Here is a 25,281-nt window from a genome sequence, read left to right on the forward strand (position 1 = left end):
GGAAGAGGGCGTCCTGTGATTAGTCGTTGGCGGCAGGCGCGTCGCGCGAGGAGAGCACTTCGCCGATGGTGCTGCGCACCGCCTTGACGGTCATGCCCTTGGCGAGCTCGACATGGACGAAATGCTCTTCGACCTTGGTGATCTTGCCGACGAGACCGCCCGCGGTGACCACTTCGTCGCCCTTGGCGAGGCCGGCGACGCGTTCGCGATGCTGCTTCTGCTGGCGCATCTGCGGACGCAGGATGAGGAACCACAGGATCAGCAGCATGCCCAGCGGCAGGACCCAGCCGGTCCATGCGGGGGGCTCGGCTGCGGCGCTGCCGGCGGCGGCGAGGAGATCGATCATCGATGGAATTCCTGTCGGGAAATTTGTGTTCTGTCGGGTCCGCAGGTGGGTGGCGCCCGGCGCCCGTTCAAGCGGTCCGCGCGCTCCCTCATGCGAAAGTGCGGCGCGGTTAGCAGCAATGCGGGAGCGGGGCAACGAATTGCCTGAGAACTGTGCTTGCCATGCACAGGCCTGCGCCCTATAGGGCCGCCTCCACTGGTTTCGGGATGTAGCGCAGCCTGGTAGCGCACCATACTGGGGGTGTGGGGGTCGCTGGTTCGAATCCAGTCATCCCGACCAGTGGTTTTCCTCGCAATTGGACGGTCTCGGCAAGCGCTGCTGCACGCCCGCTTTCCTACACGAACCGATATGGTTAGGTGATTCGGTCTCGCAAACCGGAGACGCCTCATGCCGCTCATCGATTCGCTCATCAGCCCGATCGCCTCGATCATCGACAAGGTGATCCCCGACAAGGAGGCGCGCGCCAGGGCCAAGCTCGAGCTGATTGCGCTCGAGGGCACGCAGGAACTCCGGCAGATCGAGGCACGGCTCTCGGCCATCGTGGCAGAAGCGCAAAGCCGCGACCCCTGGACCAGCCGCGCACGACCGAGCTTCCTCTATGTCATGTATGCGCTGATCATGTTCAGCGTGCCGATGGGCGTGATCGCCGCCTTCGATCCGATCACCGCGCGCGCCATCGGCGAAGGCATGACACGCTACCTCGCCGCCCTTCCCGAGGCGCTCTACGCACTCTTCGGTACCGGCTATCTCGGCTACACCGCCGCGCGCCAGTGGGGCAAGGTCAAGGGCGTGGACCAATAGGCTTCGGTGCTCTGCCCGGGGTCAGGGCTGCGCGGAGCCTTCCTCTCCGATCGCCAGCGACAGCTCGACCCTGAGGCCCTCGGGCCGGTAGTCGAACGCGCTGCTCCCATCGTATTTTGCCGTCAGGCGCTCGATCATTCGCGTGCCGAAACTCTGTCGGCTCGGAGCGCTGACGGCGGGCCCTCCCCGTTCCTGCCACGTCACCGCCAGTATCCCGTCGCGCCGCTCCCACTCGACCCGGACCACGCCATCCGCGGCGCTCAACGCCCCGTATTTCGCGGCATTGGTGGCGAGCTCGTGCAGGACGAGCGAGAAATCGAAGGTCAGTCCCTCCGACAGGACGATCTCGGGGCCCTCCAGTTCGAGTTTGTCTTCGGCCAGGCTGAAGGGAGAGACATGATCGTGAATTATCGTTTTCAGGTGCCCTTCGTCGGGTTCCTCCTTGGTCAGGCGCTCGTGCGCCAGCGAGATGGACTGGAGGCGCGCGAGCAGCTCTTCCCGAAAATCGTCGATGTCTCGGCAGTTCTTTGAAGCGAGCTTCACGGTCGCTTGCAGGATACCGAGCATGTTGCGGGTCCGGTGGCGCAATTCGTCGAGCAGGAACCTCTGATACTGCTCGCCTTCCGCCAGCCGTTCCATCATCGCCGCAGCTTGGAACTGCCTCTCGCGTAGCTGGATCTGGCTTTTGCACACGGTGGTGAAAACTGCCTTGCGAAGCGGCCTTTGCAGCACCACCACCGTCGCCGTCGCCGAGCTGTCGATGATCTTCTGCGAGGGCCGGGACAAGTGTTCGGGATCGCCGATCGCCAGGATCAGCGGAATGGACGACCATAGCGGGGCTGCCCCCGAATGGCGCTCGATCGCCTGCGCCGCTTCCTCGGAGATGGCCTCTTCGGTCAAAATTGCGCAGAGGGGATGGGTTTCGAGCGCTTCGAAGAACGACGCGGGATTACCGCAGATATCGCTTTCGTAGCCCATCTCGGCAACGAGGCCGGCGATCGCTTCGGCATCCCCCGCAAGCGGGGCAAAAATTGCCACCACGGGTCGAGGGGCGACCTGTTCAATCATCTAGGACTGGCTCTCGATCTGCCGCTTGGTTCCCTCCTCGATGTCTTCGACATCGACCTTCCCTGGGGCGATGACGAAGTTCTTGATCCGCCGGTCGTGGTCGCTGTGCCTCTTCTTCACCACCGCCAATGTCCGCCGTATCTCGCTTCCTTCCGGCGAATGGCGAAGGAGGATGATCGAGTCCGCGAGGAAACTCACGTCGACTTCCGTCCGAGGCGTCTCACCCAGCAGCCCGTGCTGCGACATGGTGAGTATCACTACCAAGTTCTGCCGCGCCAGCTGCTGCAACAGCGACTGGATCTGCGGAATAAGGTTATGTCGCTCGGGCAGGACGCTCACGAAACCGGAGAGGCTGTCGATGACTACGACATCGAGATCCTCTTCTTCGACCAGGTTGAGGATCGTCTGCGAGAAGTGGCCCACCGAAACTTCCGAAGGATCGAAATGCTCGAGAAACAAGGTGCCTTCGCGTTCGGGCTCGACGACATCGATTCCGACACCTTCGGAACGATCGCGGTAGACCTCGGGTCGCTCCTCCAGAAGGAAGAGGCCCGCCTTCATCCCCTGTTTGGCGGCCGCACTGGCGAAGACGGTCGCGAGAGTCGATTTTCCGGTTCCCGACTGGCCTGCGATCAGTGTGGTGGTCGCCCTTTCGAGCCCCCCGCCGAGCATGGCATCGAGGCTTTCCACCCGGGTCTTGAGCTGCTTCCCGACCTTTTGGGGAGGGAGTCTCTGCGGCAGGAGCCGGGCGAAGACGTCCAGCCCCCCCGGTTGAATGTCGAAGTCGTGCCACCCTTCGATGAAACGGTGGCCACGGAATTTGCGGATCATCAGGCGGCGATAGGTGGTCCCGATGTGCGGCGTGTAGCTGTCGAGAATGATCACGCCATGGGCAACGCCTTCGATCCGGCGGTCCAGCCCTTCGCCGACATGGTCGAGAATGATCGCGGTCGTTCCGAGCTTGACCAGCGAACGCTTGAGCGCGAGTACGTCCCTCCGGTGGTCGTAGTCGCTTCTGGCGAGGAGCCGCATCTCAAGGAGGGAATCGAAAACCAACCTCTCCGGCTTGACCCGCTCGACGATGGAGTGGACCTGCGACAGCAGGTCATCGAGGTCTTCCTCTTGGGTATTTACCGCATATTGGTCTGGTGCTCCGTCATGCCCGATATCGACGAATTCAAGGTCGAGCGCGCCGAGGTCGAAGCCATGGCTTGCAGCGATATGCTCCAGTTCGGTCTTCGTCTGGGCCACGCTGATCAGGAGGCTCCTCTCGCCCTTTTTCGCGCCCTCCAACAGAAACTGGAGCCCCAGGGTTGTCTTGCCCGATCCGGCATGGCCTTGCAGCAAGGTGATACTGCTCTTGGGAACACCCCCGTTGAGAATCGTATCGAGCCCGGTGATTCCGGTCGAAATGACGTCACCCATAGAACTCCCCCGGGGGCCTCGGCGGCCAATAGTGTCACGACGAGATGACGCGTGCGATGATTCGAATTGCACGCGCGATGGTTCGAATCTTAGAAGTAATATGCATTAGGGCGGCTAAGTGTTCCGATGGCGACGCAAACTCGGCGTTGCGGTCAGGGACCGAAGTTCGCCGGTCGGAAAGATCACGAACGGATCAGCGGCCGTCTTTGAAGACTGGTTGCGCGTCTTTCAGCGACTGGTCTTCAAATGTCCTCGGTCCGTTGCAGGGGATGGCCGGTTTTTCACCTCTGCCCACCTCAAAGCGCGGAGACAGAGATTTTTTGCGCTCGCATCTCTGCGGGCCCGTAGCTTGTCAGGAAAGAGACGTCGGCAGCGTCACGGCCGACGCCGATCTTGGCCATGTCCTGCGCGCTCGCCATGCCGGTCGCGTCGACCACGTACCACGCGCCGTCGAGGAAGACTTCGGCCACGGCATGGAAATCCTGCGGTTTGACGTTGGGTGCATAGACGCTGGCGAAGCGCGCGGGGATCGCGCTGGCGCGCGCGAGGGTGACGAGCAGATGCGCGAAATCGCGGCACACGCCGCAGCGCGAGACGAAGATTTCCATCGCATCCGTGCCAGCATTGCTGCTGCCCGATCTGTATTCGATCGAGTCCGCGATCCAGTCGCGCATCGCGGCGATCCGCGCGCCGCCCACCGTATCGCCGAACTCGGCTTCGACGAGCGCCATGAATTCGTCGGCAGGACAATACCGCGACGGGAAGAGATACTCGACAGCTTCGGCGGGCAGATCATGCGGCGGCACGGCGGCCAGCGTTTCGATCTCAGCATCGAGCCGCCGGATGTCGACGGTCGCCTCGTAGCGGACCTTCAGGCTGCCTTGGGTCTGGAAGCAGATCCTTTCGCCGATCGTATCGTGGCCGGGCAGCCGGGCGAAGTGCTCGACATCGGGGAGGTCGATATGCGCGTGCTCGATCTGCTGTTCCGGGATCGCGGCCGCCTCGATCTGCAGGATGACGTCGGTAGGGGCCTGGAAGGCATAGTCGAGTTCGGTGGTGATCGAGAGGCGCATGCCGTGACAATGCCCCAAGGTGCACCTTCGGTCCCGAGCCCGCTTTCCTGCGGCCCCGACAGCCGCTAACCCCACCCCATGATCGACACCGTCTTCGTCCTCAACGGCCCCAATCTCAACCTGCTCGGCACGCGCGAGCCCGAGATCTACGGTTCCGCTACGCTCGCCGACATCGAGGCCATGCTGCAGGACAAAGCGCGCGAGCTCGGCCTTGCCATCGATTTCCGCCAGACCAATCACGAGGGCGTCCTGGTCGACTGGTTGCACGAAGCGCGCGCGACCGGGGCGAAGGCGGTGCTGCTCAACGCCGCCGCCTATACCCACACCTCGATCGCGCTGCTCGACGCGATCAAGGCTATCGAGCTCCCGGTGATCGAGGTCCATCTCTCCGATCCCGCCACGCGCGAGCCCTTCCGCCACATCTCCTATGTCGGCATGGCCGCCGTGGCCGAAGTCAAGGGACTGGGCGCGAACGGCTATGCCGTAGCGTTGGCAAAGGCGGCGGCGCTCTAAAACGCGCGCGCACCCCTTGCCCTATCCGCCCGCGCGGAGCATAGGCGGGCCAAACAACATACAAGGGGTTCCATGGCCGACCATAAGGGCAGCGCCGGCAGTTCCGGCATGAACGTCGATACCGCTCTCGTACGCGAGCTCGCCGAAATGCTGGGCGAGACGGGTCTTGTCGAGATCGAGGTCGAGGATGGCGATCGGAAGATCCGCGTCTCGCGCGGCGGCGGCGTGGCGATGGCCACGGCACCGGCAGCGATGGCGGCGCCGACAGTGGCCGCACCCGCTCCCGCCGCGACGGCACCCGCGCCTGAAGCCAGTGCAGGTGCCGATGTCGCGGGCGCGATCAAGTCGCCCATGGTCGGCACCGTCTATCTCGCCCCCGAACCCGGCGCCGCGGACTTCATCAGTGTCGGCGCCAGCGTCAAGGAAGGCCAGACGCTGGTGATCGTCGAGGCGATGAAGGTGATGAACCCGATCACCGCCGACAAGGCCGGGACGGTGAAGGCGATCCTCGTCGAGAACGCCCAGCCGGTCGAGTTCGACCAGCCGCTCGTCGTCATCGGCTGAGGTCGGTCCCGTGAGCATTTCCCGTATCCTCATCGCCAACCGCGGCGAAATCGCGCTGCGCATCCATCGCGCGGCGCATGAGATGGGCATCGAGACCGTCGCGGTGCACTCCACCGCCGATGCCGATGCCATGCATGTCCGCCTGGCCGACCATGCCGTGTGCATCGGCCCGCCCGCCGCGGCCGACAGCTATCTCAACATCGCCAACATCATCTCGGCCGCCGAAGTCAGCCATGCCGATGCGATCCATCCGGGCTATGGCTTCCTTTCGGAAAACGCCAAGTTCGCCGAGATCGTCGAGGCGCACGACATCGCCTGGATCGGCCCCAAGCCCGAGCATATCCGCACGATGGGCGACAAGGTCGAGGCGAAGAAGACCGCGGGCGCCCTGGGCCTTCCGCTCGTCCCCGGCAGCGATGGCGCGGTCGAAACGGTCGAGGAGGCGCGCAAGGTCGCCGACGAGATCGGCTATCCCGTGATCATCAAGGCCGCCAGCGGTGGCGGCGGACGCGGGATGAAGGTCTGCGAGAGCGAAGACCAGCTCGAAAGCCTGATGAAGCAGGCGGGCAGCGAGGCCAAGGCCGCCTTCGGCGACGCCACGGTCTATATCGAGAAATACCTCGGCGATCCGCGCCACATCGAATTCCAGGTCTTCGGCGACGGCAATGGCAACGCCATCCACCTCGGCGAACGCGACTGTTCGCTCCAGCGCCGGCACCAGAAGGTGCTCGAGGAAGCCCCCTCCCCCGTACTCGGCGAGGAAGACCGCATGCGCATGGGCGAGGTCTGCGCGCAGGCGATGCGCGACATGGGCTATCGGGGCGCGGGGACGATCGAGTTCCTGTGGGAAAACGGCGAGTTCTACTTCATCGAGATGAACACCCGCCTGCAGGTCGAACACCCGGTGACCGAGGCGATCACCGGCGTCGACCTGGTGCGCGAACAGATCCGCATCGCGGCGGGCCACCCGCTCTCGGTCAAGCAGGACGAGATCGAGTTCAAGGGCCACGCGATCGAATGCCGCATCAATGCGGAAGACCCGTGGACCTTCGCGCCTTCGCCGGGCGAAGTGACCTATTACCACGCCGCCGGGGGCATGCATGTCCGCGTCGATAGCGGGCTTTACGCCGGCTATCGCGTCCCGCCCTATTACGACAGCATGATCGCCAAGCTGATCGTCTATGGCCGCACGCGCGACGGCTGCATGATGCGGCTGAAGCGCGCGCTCGAGGAGATGGTGGTCGAAGGGGTCAAGACCTCGATCCCGCTGCACCAGGAACTGCTCCAGCAGGACGATGTGAAGAGCGGCAACTACTCGATCAAATGGCTCGAGGAATGGCTCAAGACGCGGGAGGGGTGAGCGACGCCGCTCGAGCCAGCTAGCGATGCGCTGCCGGTATCATGACGGGCAATTCTTAACTGGCTGCGATGAGGTCGCCCACACTGGACTTGGCGCCGGCGGACGCCGTCGTGGCCTGCGTCGCTAGTCGAAGCTGAAGCCCGCCGCTTTCGCCTCGGCAATCACCTCTTCGCCCGTCTGGCGGGGATGGTCGCCTTCGAGGCGGCACCAGTCCGCGCGCTCGTCGGCGAAAATCTCCTTCTCGATGCCGTGCGATGCCGCGGCGTCGAACAACCCGGCCGAGAAGCTGCGATTGCCCGTGGGCAGGAAGCGGAACCACAGATTGCTGCCGCATTTCGAGCAGAAGGCACGCTCGGCCCAGGCGCTCGAGCGATATTCGGTGATGGCGTCTTCGCCCGCAATGGAAAAGCTCGCACCTGTCTGGCCGGCATAGAAGGCCCCGCCCCAGCGCCGGCACATGGCGCATTGGCAGATTTCGACCTCATGCTTGGGATCGTCGAGCGTGATGGTGACCGCGCCGCAGAGGCAGTGGCCCTCGATCCGCTCACCCGCGCTCACAGCGGGACGCCGGGCTCGTGCTTGCTGGTCCGGATGGTGAGCGAGGTCTTCACGCTTTCGACATTCGGCGCGGGGGTGAGCTTGCTGGTGAGGAATTCCTGGAAGCTCTGCAGGTCCTTGCTGACGATCTTGATGATGAAGTCGATCTCGCCGTTGAGCATGTGCACTTCGCGCACTTCGGGCAGGTCGCGCATCGCCGCCTCGAATTCGCGCAGCGCGTCTTCGGCCTGGCTCTTGAGGCTGACCATGGCGAAAACGGTGATCGAAAAGCCCAGCTTCGACGGATCGAGTTCCGCGTGATAGCCCCTGATCACGCCCTCTTCCTCGAGCGCGCGGACGCGGCGCAGGCACGGCGGCGCGGTCAGCCCCACGCGATGGGCTAGCTCGACATTGGTGATTCGCCCCTCCGTCTGGAGTTCACCCAGCAATCGCCGGTCGATATCGTCGAGATTGGCCATACTCACTGCCTCTGCTACCCTTGCGCCAGCGGCGGGGCATCGCGAAACTTCCACGAAATGTTGACAACGCGATGCAGCCGTCTTGGCTAACATTATTAGCTTTGCCAGCAATTGTCCCGCTTTGCAACGCGGCTGAGCGGCTCATTGGCGGTAAATGGGCCGGTAACTATATCCATTGTCGCCCGGCCAATGCCGGGCTGTCATGGCGAATCCATCGATCCGCCGCCCCCGATCCGGAGACCGAATGCACTTCGACGACCGCCTTGCCACAGTGCTGCGCCTGCGCGCCGCTGGCGAGCGCGCGGCGAAGACCCAGTTCCGCCAGCTGCTCGACCTGCTCGGCGAGCGGCCGCAGGCGGGCGACCCGGCGCTCAAGGCGGCTGCCTATCTCCGGCTGATCGCACTGGCCGAAGTCATCCCGGTGCCCGAGCGCGCGGCGATTGTCGGCGAGAACGGCTGGCGCTTCCGCAATCCCGAGCTGGTCCGGTGGTTCGGCGAGGCGCATCCGGCGATTGCCGGTGCGGCGCTCTATCGCGCGCAATTGACCGGCGCAGAATGGGCCGAGCTGATCCCGCGCCTGCCGATCCGCGCGCGCGGCTTCCTGCGCCATCGCCGCGACCTGCCCGATGCTGCGGTGCGCGTACTCGACCGGCTGGGCGTTTCCGATCGCGCCCTGCCCATGCCCCCCAGCCCCGCACGGGCGCCCCGGGGGGCGACCGACGACGAGGTACGGATCGATCCGGACCCGATCGAGCCGCTGGTGTTGCGCCCGGCGCTCGAGGAAGTTGCGCCTCCGGTCGAGAAAGTCATCCCTTCGGTAGCCGATGTCACGGAGACGGACGCCGAGGTGGAAACCGCCGCGGAAGACGCACGGTCACCGGAGCACTCGTCGAAGACGTCGCCGCCAACCGGCCAAGCCGCCGGCAAATCCGAGGATATCCGCGCGCTGGTCGAGCGGATCGAGACTTTCCGCAAGGCCCGCAGCGCGTCGCAAAGCGACGAAGCGCCGACCCTGCCGATGGCGGGGCTCGACGAGGCCTCGCATCGCAAGCCGCTCGCGGCCTTCAGCTTCGGCACCGGATCCGAAGGCCGGATCGACTGGGCCGAACCCGAAATCGCGCCGATGGTCATCGGCATCGACCTGTCGCAACACCGTGAGGCCGACCGGCTGGGCGAGGATTTCGCCGCCGCATTCGCCAACCGCCAGCCGGTCCGCGGGGTCCCGGTATCGCTGCGCGGGGCCGAGGCGATCGAGGGTGACTGGATCGTCGATGCCGCGCCGCGCTTCACCCGCGGCGAAGGGCGCTTCTTCGGCTATGTCGGCCGTTTCCGCCGCGCCGTCGAACCGGTCGACGATCGTGCGCAGCGCGGGGCCGACCGGCTGCGCCAGCTGCTCCACGAACTGCGCACGCCGGTCAACGCTATGCAGGGCTATGCCGAAGTCATCCAGCAGCAGGTCTTCGGACCGACGCCGCATGAATACCGCGCGCTGGCGGCATCGATCGCCGGCGATTCGGCGCGCATCCTCGCCGGATTCGACGAACTCGACCGGCTTGCACGGCTCGAAACCGGGGCGCTGGACCTCGATGCGGGGGAAAGCGATTTCGTTGCGATCGTGCGCGGACAGATCGCCCAGCTCCAGACCGTCCTCGGTCCACGGGTGGCCCGGTTCGAAGCCCGGATCGCCGATCGCGCCGCGCCGCTCGCACTGGCGCAGCACGAGGCCGAGATGCTCGGCTGGCGCATCCTGGCGACGCTCGCCGGGGCGACCGGTGCGGGAGAAACCGTGCCGCTGAGCCTGTCGCTGGCGGACGAGCAGGTCGCGCTGCGCATCCAGCTGCCCGCCCAGCTTGCCGGGGCCGAGGATGTCTTCGCCTCGGATATCCGCTCGGCCGGCAGCACGCTCAGTTCGGGCATCTTCGGCGCGGGTTTCTCGCTTCGCCTCGCCCGCGCGGAGGCGCGTGCCGCGGGAGGGGAATTGTCGCGTGAGGACAATATGCTGGTGCTGAGCCTGCCGCTATTGACCGGCGCCGAAGCGCTGCCTAGCCCTGCCGATGCGCCCGATCGCGCGGCCGGTTAGGACATTCCGACAATCATCTACGCCAACCTCCTCCATCCACCGCACCCTTCGCAAACCGCGCGCTTTGCCGAAGGTTTCGGCCAGCGCGTCCTGCTGACGGTCGATACGGAGGAGGAGTTCGACTGGGACGGACCGTTCCGCGCCGAGGGTTACGGCCTCAGCCACGTTCGATCGATTTCGGGCTTCCAGGAATTCTGCGAGGGGATCGGCGTTTCGCCGGTCTACCTGGTCGACTGGCCGATCGCCAACGATCCGCTGGCGCGCGAGATCATCGGCGATGCGGTGCGCGCGGGCAAGGCCGAGGTGGGCGTCCAGCTGCATCCCTGGGTCAACCCGCCGCACCACGAGCAAGTCAACACCTACAACAGTTTCGCCGGCAATCTGCAGGAGGAGCTCGAAGCCTCCAAATTCCGGCGCCTGCGCGACGCGATCGAAGCGGGCTTCGGCGCGGCTCCGCGTATATACCGCGCCGGACGGTATGGGCTGGGTCCGCATACTGCCCGGTTATTGAGCGAAAGCGGCATCGCGATCGATAGTTCGGTCCGCGCGCGCTACGATTATTCGGAGGGACACGGGCCAGATTACAGTCGGCATCCGGTGACGCCCTACTGGACCGACCCGGAGCGCAAGCTGCTCGAGCTGCCGCTGACAACCGTGTTCTGGGGTCTGTTGCGAAGGCAGGGACAACGGCTTTTCCCGCTGACCGCGAAATTTCCGCTGCTCGGCGGACTGCTGTCGCGGCTCGGACTGCTCGAGCGGATCGGACTGACCCCTGAAGGCGTGAGCGAGGAAGAGGCTCTGCGCGCCATCGACATCGCGCTCGACGACGATCTGCCGGTGCTGGTGCTGAGCTTCCACAGTCCCTCGCTCGCCGCGGGACTGACTCCCTATGTTCGCAGCGAGGAGGATCTCGATGCGCTCTACGACTGGCTGCGCACGGTGTTTGCCTATCTCGCCAGTCGCGGGGTGCGTCCGACCACGATCGAGGAAATCATGTTGGCGGTCGACGCCTAGCGCTTGCAAGCCCACCGCACCGGGGCTAGGCGCGTGCCTTCCGCACGGCGTGGCTGGGGGCCTGTAGCTCAGTTGGTTAGAGCTGGCCGCTCATAACGGCTAGGTCGCGGGTTCGAGTCCTGCCGGGCCCACCAAGCCTGGCGTCTTGCGGGAAACACGGTCGGGGAGTGGCGCAGCCTGGTAGCGCACTTGTTTTGGGTACAAGGGGTCGCTGGTTCGAATCCAGTCTCCCCGACCAGTTTTTCGGAGTTCGGGGCCGTCCGCGGGGCGGCACCGGCCGAAAGACTCACAAGCGACAGCGCGTGAGGAGCACCGCCTGAACACCTCCGCCGCCCCCACCATCGACAGCCGCCTGATCTGGGCCATCGCGCTGCCCGCCATGGTCACCAACGTGGCCACCGCGCTGATCGGGATGGGTGACATGTGGATCGTCGGACAGCTGGGCGATGCGCCGACGCAGGGCGCGGTAGATGTCGGCGCCAAGCTGTTCGCCGCGCTATTCACGGTGATGAACTTCCTCAAGACCGGCACCACCGGCCTCGTCGCGCAGGCGGGAACGCGGCAGGGCTCGCAGGCGCAGGCCGAAGTCCTGCTGAAAGGACTGGCGGTCGGTTTGTCGATTGCCGCGGCCATGCTTCTCCTGAAGCCCGTTCTCCTGCCGCTGCTGCTCGATGCGCTGGGAGCCGACGCCCGCGTGCGCACGGCGGCGGTGATCTATGCCGACATCCGCTATTGGAGCGCACCGGCGGTGATGGCCAATTTCGCGCTCGTCGGCTTCCTCGTGGGTCGGCGCCAGATGCGCGCGGTGCTGGCGATCGAAGTGGCCTACAATCTGCTCAATGTCGCGCTCGGCCTGTGGCTCGCCCTCGGCCTCGACTGGGGCATCGCCGGTATCGGCTGGTCGAGTTTCATCGCCGAATTCGCCAAGCTCGCGGTCACCGCCGCACTGATCCTGCGCATCGCCGGCGGCGATCTAGGCGCTGCGCTGCGCATGCGATCGGGCATCACCTGGCGCGCGCTGGGGCCTTTTCTGGCGGTCAACCGCGACCTCTTTCTGCGCACCGTAGTGCTGATGGTCGCGATCGCCGCACTGACGCGGCTGGGTGCCGAACGCGGGCCGGTGGTGCTGGCGGCCAACGGGATCGTCTACCAGATCTTCATCCTCTCCGCGCTCCTGCTCGACGGTTTCGAGAATGCCGCACAGGTGCTCAATGGCGAACGTGCGGGCGCGGAGGATCGCGATGGCTTTCGCGCCTATGTCGGGGCGATCCTGTGGCGCTGCTTCGGTCTTGCCTGCCTTGTCGCAGTGGCCTTCGCCTTGTTCGGCACGGCAATCACCGACAGTTTCGCCGCGACGCCCGAAGTGGCGGCGGAGGCGCGGAGGCTGTGGCCATGGATCGTCGCCCTGCCGCTGGCAGGCTTTGCCGGTTTTGTGCTCGACGGGGTCTTCGTCGGGGCGAGCTGGACGCGCGCACTGCTGCTGTCGATGGCGGGCGCTGTGGCGGGCTACGGCGTGCTGCTATGGCTCACCTGGCCGCTGGGCAATCACGGCTTGTGGCTCAGCTTCTGCGTCTTCCTGGTGTTGCGCGCGGTGCTGCAGCTGGCGATGATGCCGCGACTCTTGCGGCGATCCTTCGCCTAGGCGATGGCCTCGCGCATTTCGCCCTGATCGTCCGCCCCGGTATTGATCGGGGTGACCACGCCGCCCTGCTTCTCGCCGTCGCGGACGGTCCGATTGCGGCCAGCATCCTTTGCGCGATAGAGAGCGGAATCGGTGCGCGCGAACAGCTTGCCATAGCCTTCGCCCTCGCCGCGCCCGGCAGCACCGAAGCTGGCGGTCAGGCGATGGTCGTCGGGCATGCCCTTGATCTGCATCTCGGCAAACTTGCGGCGGATACGCTCGGCCATGGTCACCGCGGCTTCCTCGTCGCAGTTCCAGGCGAGAATGCAGAATTCCTCGCCGCCGATCCGCCCGGCAATATCGGTATCGCGGATCGTCCCGCGGATCACCTCGCCGAAGCGGGCGATGGCATGGTCTCCGATCTGGTGACCCCAGACGTCGTTGACCGCCTTGAAATGGTCGATATCGGCGACGACCAGCGAGACGGGCAGATATTCCTGCTTCGCCTTTTCCAGCAATTCGACGACATCCTGTTCGAAGGCGCGCCGCGTCCGCAGGCCGGTCAATCCATCGATCTCGGCCTGCTCGCGAACCGCTCTGATCTGGTCGTAGACGCAGGCGCCCACCAGCACCATGGCCGACATCAGCGAAACGAGCGCTAGCGAGAGGTTGAGAACCGAGTAGTAGACCGACTGGCGATAGACGTCGGCCGCGATGGCCTGCTCGACGAGCAGAGTCAGGACCGGGCGGATCATGAATTGTGCGCCCATCACCGCGTGCGTGGCGATGATCAACTTGTCGATCGCTTCGCGTCGCTGCGCGCCGAGCAGCGACATGACGCACACAAGATACATCGAGCCATAGCCGACATTGACGATGATCAGCCGTGGGGCGATATCCGACGTGATAACCACCGCCACGGCCAGCGTGGTCGCCGCAAGCCCGTAAATGGTCAGCAACACGCCGAGATAGGGCGGCTGACCCGCGCGGCGCGTCAGGCCCCAGATGCCCGACGCGGTGCTCATCGTGTAGAAAAACTGGGTTATATGAAAGACGTAGGGCGAACCCGTATCGAAGAGATGGGTTATGCCGAAGCCGACCGCAAAGAACAGATAGGAAGCGGCAAAGGCGAGGACGTAATTCCCCATCCTTCCGCGCCACCACATCACGAGGAAGACCGCGATAAACACGACCGCCATCGTCGGTGTGATCAGTCCCATAATCTGTTCGCGCATGGACTGCCCCCTGCCCTTCCTGCCGTCTTCCGTACACCCCGCCAGTTAAGACTTGGTGTAGGTAAATACCCCAGTCCGGGCGCCATCGGGTTTCCCAACCCGCTTGTCCAGCCTTTGTTGTAAGAATGCGACAATTCTCTTCGGCACTGAGAGCGTGGGGGAGCTGCACGCCCCGTCGCCGCGCTTGCCCCGCGCGGAAGGTACGACTATCTGCGCGGCAGACCTTTGCGGGCACTACGCTCGCCCACCCAATCCGAACCCGAAGGACTCCCGCCAGATGGCCGCCCAATACGCATTCGTCATGAAGGACATGACCAAGACCTTCCCCGGCGCACAGAAGCCGGTGCTGTCGAATATCAACCTGCAGTTCTACCAAGGCGCCAAGATCGGCATCGTCGGCCCCAACGGCGCGGGCAAGTCGACGCTGATCAAGATCATGGCCGGGATCGACAAGGACTTCACCGGCGAAGCCTGGCCGGGCGAAAACATCACCGTCGGCTATCTCGAGCAGGAACCCGAACTCGACGAGAGCAAGACCGTGCTCGAAAACGTCAAGGACGGCGCGCGCGAGACCGCCGATCTGGTCGAGCGCTTCAATGCCATTTCGGCGGAAATGGGCGATCCGCAGGACGACACCGATTTCGACGCGCTGATGGAAGAGATGGGCGACCTCCAGGCCAAGATCGACGCGGTCGACGGCTGGACGCTCGACAACCAGCTCGAAGTGGCGATGGAAGCGCTCCGTTGCCCCCCGGGCGACTGGCCCGTCACCGACCTCTCGGGCGGCGAGAAGCGCCGCGTCGCGCTGACCCGCCTGCTGATCCAGAAGCCCTCGATCCTGCTGCTCGACGAACCGACCAACCACCTCGACGCCGAAAGCGTCCAGTGGCTCGAAAACCACCTCAAGGAATATGCCGGCGCGGTGCTGATGATCACCCACGACCGCTATTTCCTCGACAATGTCGTCGAATGGATCCTCGAACTCGACCGCGGCAGCTACTATCCCTACGAGGGCAACTACTCGACCTATCTCGAGAAGAAGGCCAAGCGTCTCGAACAGGAAAGCCGCGAGGAATCGGGCAAGCAGAAGGCGCTCGCCCGCGAACTGGAATGGATCCGGCAGACCCCCGCCGCGCGCCAGACCAAGTCCAAGGCGCGTATCCGCAAGTTCGAGGAACTGCAGAACAGCCAGGACAGCCGCCAGGTCGGCAAGGCTCAGATCGTGATCCAGGTGCCCGAACGTCTCGGCGGCAAGGTCATCGAGGCCAAGAACATCTCCAAGGCCTATGGCGACAAGCTGCTGTTCGAAGACCTCAGCTTCACCCTGCCCCCGGGCGGCATCGTCGGCGTGATCGGGCCCAATGGCGCGGGCAAGTCGACGCTATTCAAGATCCTCACCGGCAAGGAAGAGCCCGACAGCGGCAGCATCGAGATCGGCTCGACCGTGCGGCTGGGCTATGTCGACCAGAGCCGCGACCATCTCGATGCCAAGAAGAACGTGTGGGAGGAAATCTCCGACGGGCTCGATTACATGAAGGTCAACGGCCAGGACATGTCGACCCGCGCCTATGTCGGCGCTTTCAACTTCAAGGGCCCCGACCAGCAGAAGAACGTCGGCAAGCTCTCGGGCGGCGAGCGCAACCGCGTCCACATGGCCAAGATGCTCAAGCAGGGCGGCAACGTCCTGCTGCTCGACGAACCGACCAACGACCTCGACGTCGAAACGCTGGGCGCACTGGAAGACGCGATCGAGAACTTCGCCGGCTGCGCCGTGGTCATCTCGCACGATCGCTTCTTCCTCGACCGCCTCGCCACGCACATCCTCGCCTTCGAGGGCGACAGCCATGTCGAATGGTTCGAAGGCAATTTCGAGGCCTACGAGGAAGACAAGCGGCGTCGCCTGGGCGATGCGGCGGACCGTCCGACGCGCCTGGCGTACAAGAAACTGACGCGCTGATCCGCGACTAGGGTCGCAAGTCGCCGTGCGGCTTGCGACCCCTCGCGGCAAACGCACTTGTAATATCGAACGGCTGGCCGGCGAAGGTTGAGCTCAACACGCCAACCTTGCTTGGCCATTTCCCGATGAGTCTCTTGTGGTTTTACCGCCCTGATCCTGCCGTTGACGGGCAACGATCAGTTCGAGCACGGCCGCATGCAAAGGGCGATCGAACCGCACCCCGGCCTTGTGCCCGCTGTTCCACACGACGGTGCCCGAAAAGCTCTCGAACTCGGGCAGGGTCACGCCGATCCTGTCCTCGATCACCAATTGTTCGATGCGATGTCTCAGCAGGCAGCCATTGGCCGACAAGTTGTATATCTTGACCTTGAGGTCGCGCTGGTATCCCAGCCGCACCGTCGCGTCACACCTCAATTCGCTCCGGGGTTCCCGCCGCCTGTCGCTCGGCTCGACCTTGACCACCTTCTTCTTCGAAGAGAGTTCCGGCAGGCGGCGGCCGAAAGCGTCGCGGAGTGCGGCGTCGTCGCGCATCTCCGCTACCCCCCTTTGAACGAGGCGCAAGAAGCTCTCGAGGCTGAGCTCCCGATCGAAGCGGATGCCGGCCACGCCGGCATCGAACCAGACGACTTCGCCGGGAATCCTTTCGTTGTCCGAGAGCACGAGCGTGACGGGAGCCCCTTGCTCGATAGCAGAGCTCTTGCACCGCGCCTTGCAGCCGGAAACCGACAGGTCGAGAAGGGTCAGCTGGATCGTCGCCCCGGATACCCGAGCGTGGACTTTCTGCTTTGCTGTGGCACGGTGACTAACCCTGCGCTCCACTTTCGATCTCCAAACGCACGCCCAGGCGATCAACGGTAACGCCTAATCTTCTCGAAATCCTTATCAGAACGGCAGTCCGGCTTGCGCGTTAACCACCGCCTTCGCGAGACCAACCGACCCGCGACCGTTCCGCTTCATTTGACTCCCCCCACCATCCTTTGCGAGACTCAGGGGCAAGGCGCTCGGTCCGCGGGCGCGTTTCCCATGCGGCACACCTTCACGCCGCGAACACGAAATCGACAAGGATATCCATGACCACTCCCAGCAGCGGCGACACCGTCACCATCGACTACGTCCTCAAGCGCACCGACGGCCAGGAAGTCGGCAATACCGCTCAGGTCGGCCCGCAGGACATCACGCTCGGCAACGGGCAGATCTTCCCGCAGATCGAAGAGGCGCTCACCGGCATGAGTGTCGGCGACGAACAGAGCATCGCCATCCCCTGCGACAAGGCCTTCGGTCCGCGCAACGAGCAGATGATCATCGATATTCCGCGCGCGAACCTGCCGCCCGAGCCGGCCCCGCAGCCGGGCATGGCACTGCAGGCACAGTCGCCCGACGGCCAGCCGATGACACTCTACGTCCTCGAGGTCGGCGAAGAATCGATCAAGGCCGATGGCAACCACCCGCTCGCGGGCGAGGACCTGACCTTCGACATCACCCTGCGCGATATCAAGCAGGCCGCCTGATGCGATCTCGGCGGGCGGTCATGCGTTCCGGCAGATGGCCGCGTAGCGCGTGACAGCCCGCCATTGCATCGTCCACGGCCGCGTCCAGGGCGTGTTCTACCGCGACTGGACCGTCACCAGGGCACGCGAACTGGGCTTGGCCGGATGGGTGCGCAACCTGCCCGATGGCACGGTCGAGGCATTGCTCGAGGGCGATGCCGAAACGATCGTTCGCATGGTTGCCGCGATGCAGCAGGGCCCACCGCGTGCCGCGCCGACGCGGATCGAACAGCGCGAGGTAGAACCGCAGGGCCTCGATGGCTTTACCCGGCGCTAGGGCGCAATCCATTGCCCGCCGTCGCGCGTCAGCAGGGCGCGGCGATGGCCGGTATGCGCGAGGCTGAACCAGTCCACTTCCGCCGCCTCGACCAACAGGAGCGCGAAATTCTCGCGCGCGGGCAGGAGTTCCGCATCATCCGGTTCCACCCCCTCGAATTGCTCGGGCAGGCCCGACGTCGGAGTCTCCGAAACCGCCCCCGGCCCCGCGCCGAGGTAGCATCGCCGCGCGAAATTGGTGCTGGCAGCCCAGGCGGTGTCGACCGCCGCGCCGGCCCGTTCGATCCGGCCCGCGCCGCGCAGGCGCAATTGGACACTGGCGTCCCGATCATAGGCGACCACCGCGACCCGCCGATCCGCGTCGATGGCGGCGACCTTGGGGCTGCGCACGTCGGTATGGAAGCGCAGCGTCCAACTCGCGGGATCGAAACCGCGCAGCACCATCACCCGCGCATCGGCATTGGCGGTGGCAACCACGGGCGTATGCATGGGCGAGCGGCGGTCGCTCGCGGCCGTGGCAAGCCTTGCTGTGATATCGGCGCGCACCTGATCGAGAGTTTCATACATGACGCCCTGCTTGCACAGCCGCTGCCAAGCTGCCAAGCATCAAGATGTTCAGTCTGAGGCGAGGAAATATGAACGAAAGACCGACAGGCCGGTTCAGATTGGCGTCAGGCCGTTGTGATACAAGTTGCGACATCGACAATAGCCGCGGGTGGTGGAGCGGCTCCGAACGAAGAGAAGGAAAGGCTCCATGACACTCACCAAGCTCATGAAGGGAAGTGCGCTGGGTGCCCTCGCTGCGGCGATGGCCCTGACTGCGCTGCCCGCCGAAGCCCAGGCGCAATCGCGCAACTGGCAGGAACGCGCCGAGCGCGCCCGCGGGGATCGCAACGAAGCCCGCCAGCAGCGGTCCGAACGTCGCGAGAACCGACAGCAAGCAAGGCAGGAAGAGCGACGCCAGGACACGCGCGAAGTGCGCCGTGCGGCCAGCGAACGCCGCGCCGACATGCGCCAGCGCCAGGAAGTACGTGGCGACAACCGCGCGGATATCGCCCAGGCGCGCGGCAGCCGCGGCTGGAACCAGGCGGACCGCCGTGTCGAAGCCGCACGCGAGCGCAATGCCCGCCGTGAGGTCGAGCAGCGCAATCGCACCTATGCCGCCGAGCGCAACCGGAACTACACCGATCGCAACCGCGCCGAACGCCGTGCCGAAGAGCGGGCCGAGCGCCGCGCCGAACGGCGGACCGAACGTCGAGTAGAACAGCAGCGCGATGCCCGTCGTGAGGCCTATCGTGATGGCCGCCGCGACGCACGTCGCGAAGCCTATCGCGAGGATCGCCGTGATGCCCGCCGTGATGCCTATCGCGACGCACGCCGCGAAGCCAATCGGCGCGCGCGCTATTACGACGGGCGCCGCTGGCACGATTACGATCGCTGGGACCAGCGCCGCTGGCGTTCCAACCATCGCTACGACTGGCAGCGGTACCGCCACAGCAACCGCAGCATCTTCCGGCTGGGGAGCTACTATTCGCCCTATCGCGACTATCGCTATCGCCGGCTGAGCATCGGCTTCCGTCTCGGCAGCCTGTTCTTTGGCAGCCGCTACTGGATCAACGACCCCTGGCGCTATCGCCTGCCCGAAGTCTACGGCCCCTATCGCTGGGTTCGCTATTACGACGACGTGCTGCTGGTCGATATCTACAGCGGCGAAGTGGTCGACGTGATCTACGACTTCTTCTGGTAAGATCGCCCAGCCACCCGGCGTGAGAGTGGTCCGGGCGGCCGACGAGAGCCCTCGCCGAGCGATCGGCGGGGGCTTTCTTGTGCCTCAGCCCGGCACCTTGCCGAAGGGCAGCATGCGGAAGATGCCGCCGTTCCTGTCGAAGAAGGTGTGCTTGAGCGCGCCGAGAATATGCAATCCGATCAGGTAGATGAAGATCGAACCTGCGGTGTGATGTGCCTCGAAGATGGTGTGGCCGAGATCCTTGTTCTCGCCCACCGGAAGCGCGGGGATCGTGAACAGGCCGAAGAAATCGATTTCGCGCCCGCTCAGCGAATTGGCCAGCCAGCCACCCAGCGGCAGCCCGATCAGCAGGACATAAAAGAGGATGTGCAGACCGCGCGCGAGTTTCGCTTCCCATGGCGCGAGCGTGGCGGGGAGCGGAGGCGTCGGGTGCGTCCAGCGCCAAAACAGCCGCCCGACCGTCAGCGCGAGGATCGTAATTCCGAGCGCCTTGTGGTTGCCCATGATGGCGGCCGCCTGAAGTTTGTCCCCGGCGTGATGAGCGTTTTCCGCAAGTCGCCAGTTCCAGATTACCGCAATGGCGATCGCCCAGTGGAACAGCATGGCACCTGCGGAATAGCGACGCGCAACCGGATCGTTCATGTCTTTCTCCAGAAAATCAGGCTCCCTACCTAGCGGTTCGCTGCGGGGCGGCAAGCGGCAAGCTTGATGCGCCGCGAACGATTGCTAACAGGGAAAGGCAATGACCAAGACTGCTACCGTTCCCGACCAGGATGCCCTGAAACGCGTCGGCGCCATGGTGCGCAAGCGACTCGACGCCGACCCGCAGGCCTACAAGATTCCCACCGACAAGGCGGAGATCTATGCCATCGGCAATTTCCTCACGCCCGAGGAATGCCAGCGCCTGATGCGCATGATCGATACTGTCGCGCGGCCGAGCGAGCTGCATGAAACGGCCTATGTGGCAAAGTTCCGCACCTCCTATTCGGGCAATTTCGATCCGCACGATCCCTTCGTGAAATCGATCTCGCGGCGGATCGATGATGCGCTCGGCCTGCCGGGCAAGGTCGGCGAGAGCATCCAGGGCCAGCGCTACCTGCCGGGCCAGGAATTCAAGCCCCACAACGACTGGTTTTATACCGACCAGGAATACTGGAATCTCGAGCGCAAGCGCGGCGGGCAGCGCTGCTGGACCGCGATGGCGTTCCTCAACGAGGTGGAGGAAGGCGGGCATACGCATTTCGTCGAGGTCGGCGCCTCGATCGAGCCCAAGCCCGGCGTGTTGATGGTGTGGAACAACGCCACCCCCGAAGGTCTACCCAACGAGGACACGCTCCACGCCGGCACGCCGGTGATCAAGGGCCAGAAATACGTGCTGACCAAATGGTACCGCACGCGCAAGCACAGCTGAGGCGTCAGGCTTTCGCCAGCGCCTCGGCGATCAGCTTGCGGCTGTTGGCGATCCCGTAGAGCGCGATGAAGCTGCCCATGCGCGGCCCCTGATCGCTGCCGAGCAATGTCTGGTAGAGCGCCTTGAACCAGTCGCGCAGGTTCTCGAAACCGTATTCCTCGCGCTTGCCGATCTCGTAGACCTCGGTCTGCAAGTCTTCAGCGCTGGTGTCCTCGGCCGCATCCGCCAGATAGGCGTCGAGCGCTCGCAGCGCCTCGGCCTCGTTCGCGGTGGGTGCGCGCTTGTCGAGCGTCGGCACGATATAGTCGCGCGTGTAGGCCACCGCGGTGCCGATCAGTACTTCGAGCTCGGGCGTGATCCGCCCTGCCCCGATATAGCTTTCGAGATAATCGCGCAGGCTCGCCTCGCTCGCCTCGGCACCCAGCACCGAAGCGAGGTTGAGCAGCAGGCCGTAGGTCACCGGCAGGCTGTCGCCCGCACCCGGCGCCTCGCTGCCCTCGAATCCGCCATTGGCGCGCGCGAGGTGCCACACCGGATTGCCGAGTTGCTTGTCGAGCTCCTGTTCGGCGAGCCGCTCGCGAAACTGCCAGTAATCGTCGACCGCGCGCGGGATCACGCCCACGTGGAGCTGCTTGGCGCTCTTCGGGTTGGGGAAGATGTAGAAGCCCAGGCTCTCTTCCGAGCCGTAGGTCAGCCATTCCTCGATCGTCAGGCCATTACCCTTCGACTTGGAGATCTTCTCGCCCTTCTCGTCGAGGAAGAGCTCGTAGATCAGCCCCTCGGGCTTGCGGCCGCCCAGCACCTGGACGATTTTGCCCGACTGGGTGACGCTGTCGGTCAGATCCTTGCCGCACATCTCGTAGTCGACGCCGAGCGCATACCAGCGCATCGCCCAGTCGACCTTCCACTGCAGCTTGGACATGCCGCCGAGCGCCGACTGCTCGACTGTGCTGCCGTCCTCGTCGGTGAAGCGCACCACGCCCGCCTCGGCATCCACCACCTCGACCGGCACCTGCAGCACCGCACCCGTAGTCGGGCTGATCGGCAGGATCGGCGAATAGGTCTTGCGCCGTTCCTCGCGCAGCGTCGGCAGCATGATATCGAGGATCGCCTGGTTCTTGCGCAGCACCTGGCGCAGCGCCTCGTCGAACCCACCCGAATTGTAGCGCTCGCTCGCCGAGACGAACTCGTATTCGAACCCGAACCGATCGAGGAAGTCGCGCAGCCTCGCATTGTTGTGGTGCGCGAAGCTTTCATGCGTGCCGAAGGGGTCGGGAATGCGCGTCAGCGGCTTGCCGAGATTGGCCGCGAGCACCTCTTTGTTGGCGATGTTGTCGGGCACCTTGCGCAGCCCGTCCATGTCATCGGAGAAGGCAACCAGGCGCGTCTTGCCGTCCTCGGGCTTCGCACCGATCATCGCCTCGAAGGCGCGCCGCACCAGCGTCGTGCGCAACACTTCCTGGAAAGTGCCGATATGCGGCAGGCCGCTGGGGCCGTAGCCGGTCTCGAACAGCACGGGCGAACCGTCTGGCTTGACCCCGTCGGGGTAGCGTTTGAGCAGCCGCTGCGCCTCCTGGAACGGCCAGGCCTTGGACACGCGGGCGGCGGTAGTCAGATCACTCATGCTCATGCCCGCGCCTCTCGCCAAAATGGCGGCGCTACGCAAGCCGCAAGTTGCATGGGGCGATTGCTCCGAAACCGTTCTTCGCTGGCCGCCCGCCGCGCATGGGCGACCGAATTAGCAAGTCGGCGATGCTCCGCCGTGGAGCCAGTTGGAGTCGAAAACCCTCTCGGCAGCGCGGACACATCATCCAGCGGCCGATCCGCGCCGCGACACGATCAGACGAGGGGAATTGACCATGGCATCCTTACCCAGCTTCGACGAAGAGAAGGTCCAGCACGCTCTGGAAGCCGCCAGCCGGCACAACGAGACGGTCGGCCTGAAAGCGTCCGACGGCGCGCCGAACATTCTCGCGGGCGGCGAATATGCCGCGCTGGCCGAATGCATCAGCGTGACGGTGAGCAACAACAAGATCTGCCTCAACCTGCCTCTGGGCCTCGGATCGGTGTGCATCCCGATCCCGCTGTCCGTGCCCGACGGCACCGCCGCGCAGGCCTGCCTCAGCATCTGCACCACCTGGGGCATCCCGACCGGGGTCAAGGTGACGATCTCGGTCGGCGGGGTCACCATCGTGACCAAGAGCTTCGGCAAGTGCTGAGCGCAGGGCAACCTGCGAGAGACGGGACAGGCTGCGGCCGACCGCAACCTGACCGCATATGAAAAGGGGGCGGACAGGCCACCCTGTCCGCCCCCTCCCCAGAATCTGAACCGGGGCTCAGCCCTTGTTCTTCTTCTTTTCCGCCTTGAGGCGCTTCTTGCGCTCCTTTTCGGTTTCGGTCTGCATCGAGACCGGCTCCGGGTGATAGCCGGCGTCGAGCGCAATCACACCGTCGATCGAAACGAAGGCGACGTCGTTCAGCAGGGTCGCGCTGAAGTCCTTGCCCTGGACGATTTCGGCGCTGTGTCCCTTGACGACCAGCCCGCCGACCACGCCGGCGGCGAAGACCGCACCGACCGTGCCCGCGGTGTTGCCGGCGCCTTCCTGGTAATAGGTCCCATCGAGCGGGATCTGCTGGCCTTCGAGTTCGAGATATTTGAAGGCGAGTTCCATCTTGCCCGACTTGCCGAAGCTGCCGTTGCTCTTGGCATAAGTGACGAGGCCCATGGCGCGCGTACCCCGGGGGATGACGACATGGCCGTCGACGAGCACGTCCTGGGCCACGGTGAGCGAGAACTTGTCGCCGGTGTAATTGGCCTTGGTGGTCAGCGGCGAATTGAGCGTCAGCGCGATCGGCGTGTTGGCGCCGAGAACGACGGAGGTAGCGACAGGCGCCGCCGGAGCGACATAGGCAGTCCCGGTGGCAGCCATCTCCGCCGCGGCGTCGTCTTCTGCAGCGCTGACGAAGGCAGGCATAGCAACAGTCGCGAGCGCAAGGCCCGCGGCAATCATACGAACTTTCATTATTTGGTCCCCTAGAAAGGACCGCGATCCCATGCGGTCCTGGACATGGGCTAACAGGGATTGTCCGGATAATTGTCAATGTAGATGGTATACAAATCCTGTTCGCAACTTGGGAAATATTTTGAGGTGCGGGAACAGGCGATTGGCCACCCCCACGTGGTCACCAGATGGCATGACACCGCAATAGGGACGTCCCCGAAGGAACGCCCCTACCGCTGCGACACCATTCGAGGGTCGGGAGAATTTAGGCTGTCGCAGGTCGCCAGCCGCGCAATTCCGGCCAGACATTGGTGTACTGACTCAGGTCGATGCCCGGCTTGCGATCGGTGAAACGGGTCCCGATCGACTGGAGGATCAGGCGGGCACGCTTCGCGCGGGCCTTGTGCGACACGAACGGGTTGGCCCGGTCGGGCTCGGCATCGATCATGCGCTTGAGCAGGCGGTCGCGTTCGGCGGGATCACGTGGCTTCTCGGCCGGCAGTCGGACCGGGGCATCGCTGTCGGTTGCAAACGAGGTCGCCGGTTCGGCAGGCATGTTGCCCAGCGGTTCGACGTCATAGGCGCGATCCCGCTGTTCGAGAGGTGCCGCACTGGCAACCACCGGCCGTTCGATCACGGGAACGTCCTTCGACCGTCGACGACGGCGGAACAGGAACGCACCTGCGAGGGCAACACCACCCAGACCGAGCAGAGCGAACAGCAGTGCAGCGTCGAACGGGTCGCCGACCGGCTCTGGCACGGGCTCGGTGGCCGCGAGCGGCTGGCTGTCAGCGGTGTTCGCGCTGGCAAGGGGCTCCTCGACCGGGAGCGTCGCTGCTTCGGGCGCGGCCGGCTCGGCCGTCATGGCAGGCGCAGTCTGCGGCGCTTCGGCGCGCGGCTGCGGATCGGGGCGACGCGTCGTCTGCGTCGCGGCCACGGGTTCGGCCTGCTTCACCACCGGCGGATCGACGACGGGCGCGGGCTTCGGCACCTCGATCGCGATCGGTGCGGGCGCAGGGGCCGGGAGCACGATCGGTGCGGGCGACGCGATCGGGGCCGGCGCGACGGGCTGCGATGCCACCGGTGCAGGGGCAGGCGCAGGTGCTGGCATGTCCAGCACGATGGTGGGCGCATCCTGGGCGATGGCAGCAGGGGCATGGAGCGCGGCCATCGCGGCAATCGCGATGGGGGCGCTGGCGATCATATGGCGTGTCTTCATCATGCC

Annotated in this window: 26 protein-coding genes and 3 tRNA genes; 16 read left to right on the forward strand and 13 right to left on the reverse strand. The window is 64.9% G+C overall.

The features are described from left to right. Positions 1–19: 19 nt before the first annotated feature. Positions 20–346, reverse strand: a complete 327-nt coding sequence (gene yajC / locus K3181_RS09790) for a preprotein translocase subunit YajC (RefSeq protein WP_221602937.1) — start codon at positions 344–346, stop codon at positions 20–22. A gap of 202 nt (positions 347–548) precedes the next feature. Here yajC and K3181_RS09795 point away from each other — a divergent pair. Together K3181_RS09795 and K3181_RS09800 are read left to right on the forward strand one after the other, a co-directional pair. Then, positions 549–625, forward strand: a tRNA-Pro gene (locus K3181_RS09795). A 108-nt stretch (positions 626–733) separates the two neighbouring features. After that, positions 734–1,147 (forward strand): holin family protein, encoded by a 414-nt coding sequence (locus tag K3181_RS09800; RefSeq protein WP_221602938.1) that lies wholly within the window; start codon positions 734–736, stop codon positions 1,145–1,147. Between the two features lie 21 nt (positions 1,148–1,168). Here K3181_RS09800 and K3181_RS15810 read toward each other — a convergent pair whose 3' ends face one another. The 3 genes from K3181_RS15810 to K3181_RS09815 all read right to left on the reverse strand — a co-directional run bounded on the left by K3181_RS15810 (position 1,169) and on the right by K3181_RS09815 (position 4,713). Continuing rightward, positions 1,169–2,185: a sensor histidine kinase gene (locus tag K3181_RS15810; protein WP_221602939.1), complete on the reverse strand. Its 1,017-nt coding sequence runs from the start codon at positions 2,183–2,185 to the stop codon at positions 1,169–1,171. Positions 2,186–2,215: 30 nt separating this feature from the next. Next, positions 2,216–3,640, reverse strand: coding sequence for a DUF7125 family protein (locus K3181_RS15815; protein ID WP_221602940.1), 1,425 nt, complete (start codon positions 3,638–3,640; stop codon positions 2,216–2,218). Positions 3,641–3,936: 296 nt separating this feature from the next. Then, entirely contained in the window at positions 3,937–4,713 is a 777-nt protein-coding gene (locus tag K3181_RS09815; RefSeq protein WP_221602941.1) for a transglutaminase-like domain-containing protein, read from the reverse strand. 78 nt (positions 4,714–4,791) lie between these two features. Here K3181_RS09815 and K3181_RS09820 point away from each other — a divergent pair, with 78 nt between their 5' ends. The 3 genes from K3181_RS09820 to accC all read left to right on the forward strand — a co-directional run bounded on the left by K3181_RS09820 (position 4,792) and on the right by accC (position 7,150). After that, positions 4,792–5,226 (forward strand): type II 3-dehydroquinate dehydratase, encoded by a 435-nt coding sequence (locus tag K3181_RS09820; protein WP_221602942.1) that lies wholly within the window; start codon positions 4,792–4,794, stop codon positions 5,224–5,226. Positions 5,227–5,298: 72 nt separating this feature from the next. Further along, on the forward strand, positions 5,299–5,790 hold the full coding sequence (gene accB, locus K3181_RS09825; protein WP_221602943.1) for an acetyl-CoA carboxylase biotin carboxyl carrier protein: 492 nt from the start codon (positions 5,299–5,301) through the stop codon (positions 5,788–5,790). 10 nt (positions 5,791–5,800) lie between these two features. After that, positions 5,801–7,150, forward strand: coding sequence for an acetyl-CoA carboxylase biotin carboxylase subunit (gene accC / locus K3181_RS09830; RefSeq protein ID WP_221602944.1), 1,350 nt, complete (start codon positions 5,801–5,803; stop codon positions 7,148–7,150). Positions 7,151–7,273: 123 nt separating this feature from the next. On the opposite strand, the gene K3181_RS09835 is transcribed toward accC, so the two are convergent. Continuing rightward, a complete protein-coding gene (locus tag K3181_RS09835; protein WP_345725484.1) occupies positions 7,274–7,708 on the reverse strand; it encodes a GFA family protein in 435 nt (144 codons plus the stop codon). Then, entirely contained in the window at positions 7,705–8,166 is a 462-nt protein-coding gene (locus K3181_RS09840; protein ID WP_221602945.1) for an Lrp/AsnC family transcriptional regulator, read from the reverse strand. Before K3181_RS09840 ends, K3181_RS09835 begins: the two co-directional genes overlap by 4 nt. Before the next feature lie 244 nt (positions 8,167–8,410). On the opposite strand from K3181_RS09840, the gene K3181_RS09845 reads away from it, so the two are divergent. The 5 genes from K3181_RS09845 (at position 8,411) to K3181_RS09865 (ending at position 12,902) form a co-directional block, all read left to right on the forward strand. Beyond that, positions 8,411–10,246, forward strand: a complete 1,836-nt coding sequence (locus tag K3181_RS09845; protein ID WP_221602946.1) for a sensor histidine kinase — start codon at positions 8,411–8,413, stop codon at positions 10,244–10,246. A 282-nt stretch (positions 10,247–10,528) separates the two neighbouring features. After that, positions 10,529–11,260 carry a polysaccharide deacetylase family protein gene (locus K3181_RS09850; RefSeq protein WP_345725485.1) on the forward strand — a complete coding sequence of 244 codons (732 nt, stop codon included), beginning with the start codon at positions 10,529–10,531 and terminating at the stop codon, positions 11,258–11,260. 57 nt (positions 11,261–11,317) lie between these two features. Then, positions 11,318–11,394: transfer RNA gene (locus K3181_RS09855), tRNA-Ile, on the forward strand. A gap of 27 nt (positions 11,395–11,421) precedes the next feature. Then, positions 11,422–11,498, forward strand: a tRNA-Pro gene (locus tag K3181_RS09860). A 141-nt stretch (positions 11,499–11,639) separates the two neighbouring features. Then, complete coding sequence (locus K3181_RS09865) at positions 11,640–12,902, forward strand: MATE family efflux transporter (protein ID WP_221602947.1); 1,263 nt, start codon at positions 11,640–11,642, stop codon at positions 12,900–12,902. Here the strand turns inward: K3181_RS09865 and K3181_RS09870 are convergent. After that, positions 12,899–14,116: a GGDEF domain-containing protein gene (locus K3181_RS09870; protein ID WP_221602948.1), complete on the reverse strand. Its 1,218-nt coding sequence runs from the start codon at positions 14,114–14,116 to the stop codon at positions 12,899–12,901. The genes K3181_RS09865 and K3181_RS09870 overlap by 4 nt on opposite strands. Positions 14,117–14,393: 277 nt before the next feature. Between K3181_RS09870 and ettA the strand changes: the two genes are divergently transcribed. Continuing rightward, the gene (gene ettA / locus K3181_RS09875; protein WP_221602949.1) at positions 14,394–16,073 is read left to right on the forward strand and encodes an energy-dependent translational throttle protein EttA; all 1,680 of its coding nucleotides are present in this window, start codon (positions 14,394–14,396) and stop codon (positions 16,071–16,073) included. A gap of 93 nt (positions 16,074–16,166) precedes the next feature. On the opposite strand, the gene K3181_RS09880 is transcribed toward ettA, so the two are convergent. Further along, on the reverse strand, positions 16,167–16,892 hold the full coding sequence (locus K3181_RS09880; RefSeq protein WP_221602950.1) for a PilZ domain-containing protein: 726 nt from the start codon (positions 16,890–16,892) through the stop codon (positions 16,167–16,169). A 251-nt stretch (positions 16,893–17,143) separates the two neighbouring features. Between K3181_RS09880 and K3181_RS09885 the strand changes: the two genes are divergently transcribed. Both K3181_RS09885 and K3181_RS09890 read left to right on the forward strand, forming a co-directional pair. Next, positions 17,144–17,581, forward strand: a complete 438-nt coding sequence (locus K3181_RS09885; RefSeq protein ID WP_221602951.1) for an FKBP-type peptidyl-prolyl cis-trans isomerase — start codon at positions 17,144–17,146, stop codon at positions 17,579–17,581. 49 nt (positions 17,582–17,630) lie between these two features. Next, on the forward strand, positions 17,631–17,897 hold the full coding sequence (locus K3181_RS09890) for an acylphosphatase (RefSeq protein WP_221602952.1): 267 nt from the start codon (positions 17,631–17,633) through the stop codon (positions 17,895–17,897). On the opposite strand, the gene K3181_RS09895 is transcribed toward K3181_RS09890, so the two are convergent. Further along, complete coding sequence (locus tag K3181_RS09895) at positions 17,894–18,463, reverse strand: PNPOx family protein (protein ID WP_221602953.1); 570 nt, start codon at positions 18,461–18,463, stop codon at positions 17,894–17,896. The genes K3181_RS09890 and K3181_RS09895 overlap by 4 nt on opposite strands. A gap of 187 nt (positions 18,464–18,650) precedes the next feature. Between K3181_RS09895 and K3181_RS09900 the strand changes: the two genes are divergently transcribed. Continuing rightward, positions 18,651–19,643 (forward strand): RcnB family protein, encoded by a 993-nt coding sequence (locus K3181_RS09900; protein ID WP_247715065.1) that lies wholly within the window; start codon positions 18,651–18,653, stop codon positions 19,641–19,643. A gap of 84 nt (positions 19,644–19,727) precedes the next feature. On the opposite strand, the gene K3181_RS09905 is transcribed toward K3181_RS09900, so the two are convergent. Next, the gene (locus K3181_RS09905; RefSeq protein ID WP_221602954.1) at positions 19,728–20,285 is read right to left on the reverse strand and encodes a cytochrome b; all 558 of its coding nucleotides are present in this window, start codon (positions 20,283–20,285) and stop codon (positions 19,728–19,730) included. A gap of 100 nt (positions 20,286–20,385) precedes the next feature. On the opposite strand from K3181_RS09905, the gene K3181_RS09910 reads away from it, so the two are divergent. Further along, positions 20,386–21,054, forward strand: a complete 669-nt coding sequence (locus K3181_RS09910; protein ID WP_221602955.1) for a prolyl hydroxylase family protein — start codon at positions 20,386–20,388, stop codon at positions 21,052–21,054. 4 nt (positions 21,055–21,058) lie between these two features. Here the strand turns inward: K3181_RS09910 and K3181_RS09915 are convergent, their stop codons facing one another. After that, the gene (locus tag K3181_RS09915) at positions 21,059–22,684 is read right to left on the reverse strand and encodes a lysine--tRNA ligase (protein ID WP_221602956.1); all 1,626 of its coding nucleotides are present in this window, start codon (positions 22,682–22,684) and stop codon (positions 21,059–21,061) included. 229 nt (positions 22,685–22,913) lie between these two features. Between K3181_RS09915 and K3181_RS09920 the strand changes: the two genes are divergently transcribed. Continuing rightward, entirely contained in the window at positions 22,914–23,273 is a 360-nt protein-coding gene (locus K3181_RS09920) for a hypothetical protein (protein ID WP_221602957.1), read from the forward strand. Between the two features lie 117 nt (positions 23,274–23,390). Here K3181_RS09920 and K3181_RS09925 read toward each other — a convergent pair whose 3' ends face one another. Continuing rightward, positions 23,391–24,077 carry a hypothetical protein gene (locus tag K3181_RS09925; protein WP_221602958.1) on the reverse strand — a complete coding sequence of 229 codons (687 nt, stop codon included), beginning with the start codon at positions 24,075–24,077 and terminating at the stop codon, positions 23,391–23,393. Between the two features lie 244 nt (positions 24,078–24,321). Further along, positions 24,322–25,278 (reverse strand): hypothetical protein, encoded by a 957-nt coding sequence (locus tag K3181_RS09930; protein ID WP_221602959.1) that lies wholly within the window; start codon positions 25,276–25,278, stop codon positions 24,322–24,324. Positions 25,279–25,281 lie beyond the last annotated feature (3 nt).

This window comes from Qipengyuania mesophila (assembly GCF_019711655.1).
Classification (GTDB): Bacteria; Pseudomonadota; Alphaproteobacteria; order Sphingomonadales; family Sphingomonadaceae; genus Qipengyuania; species Qipengyuania mesophila.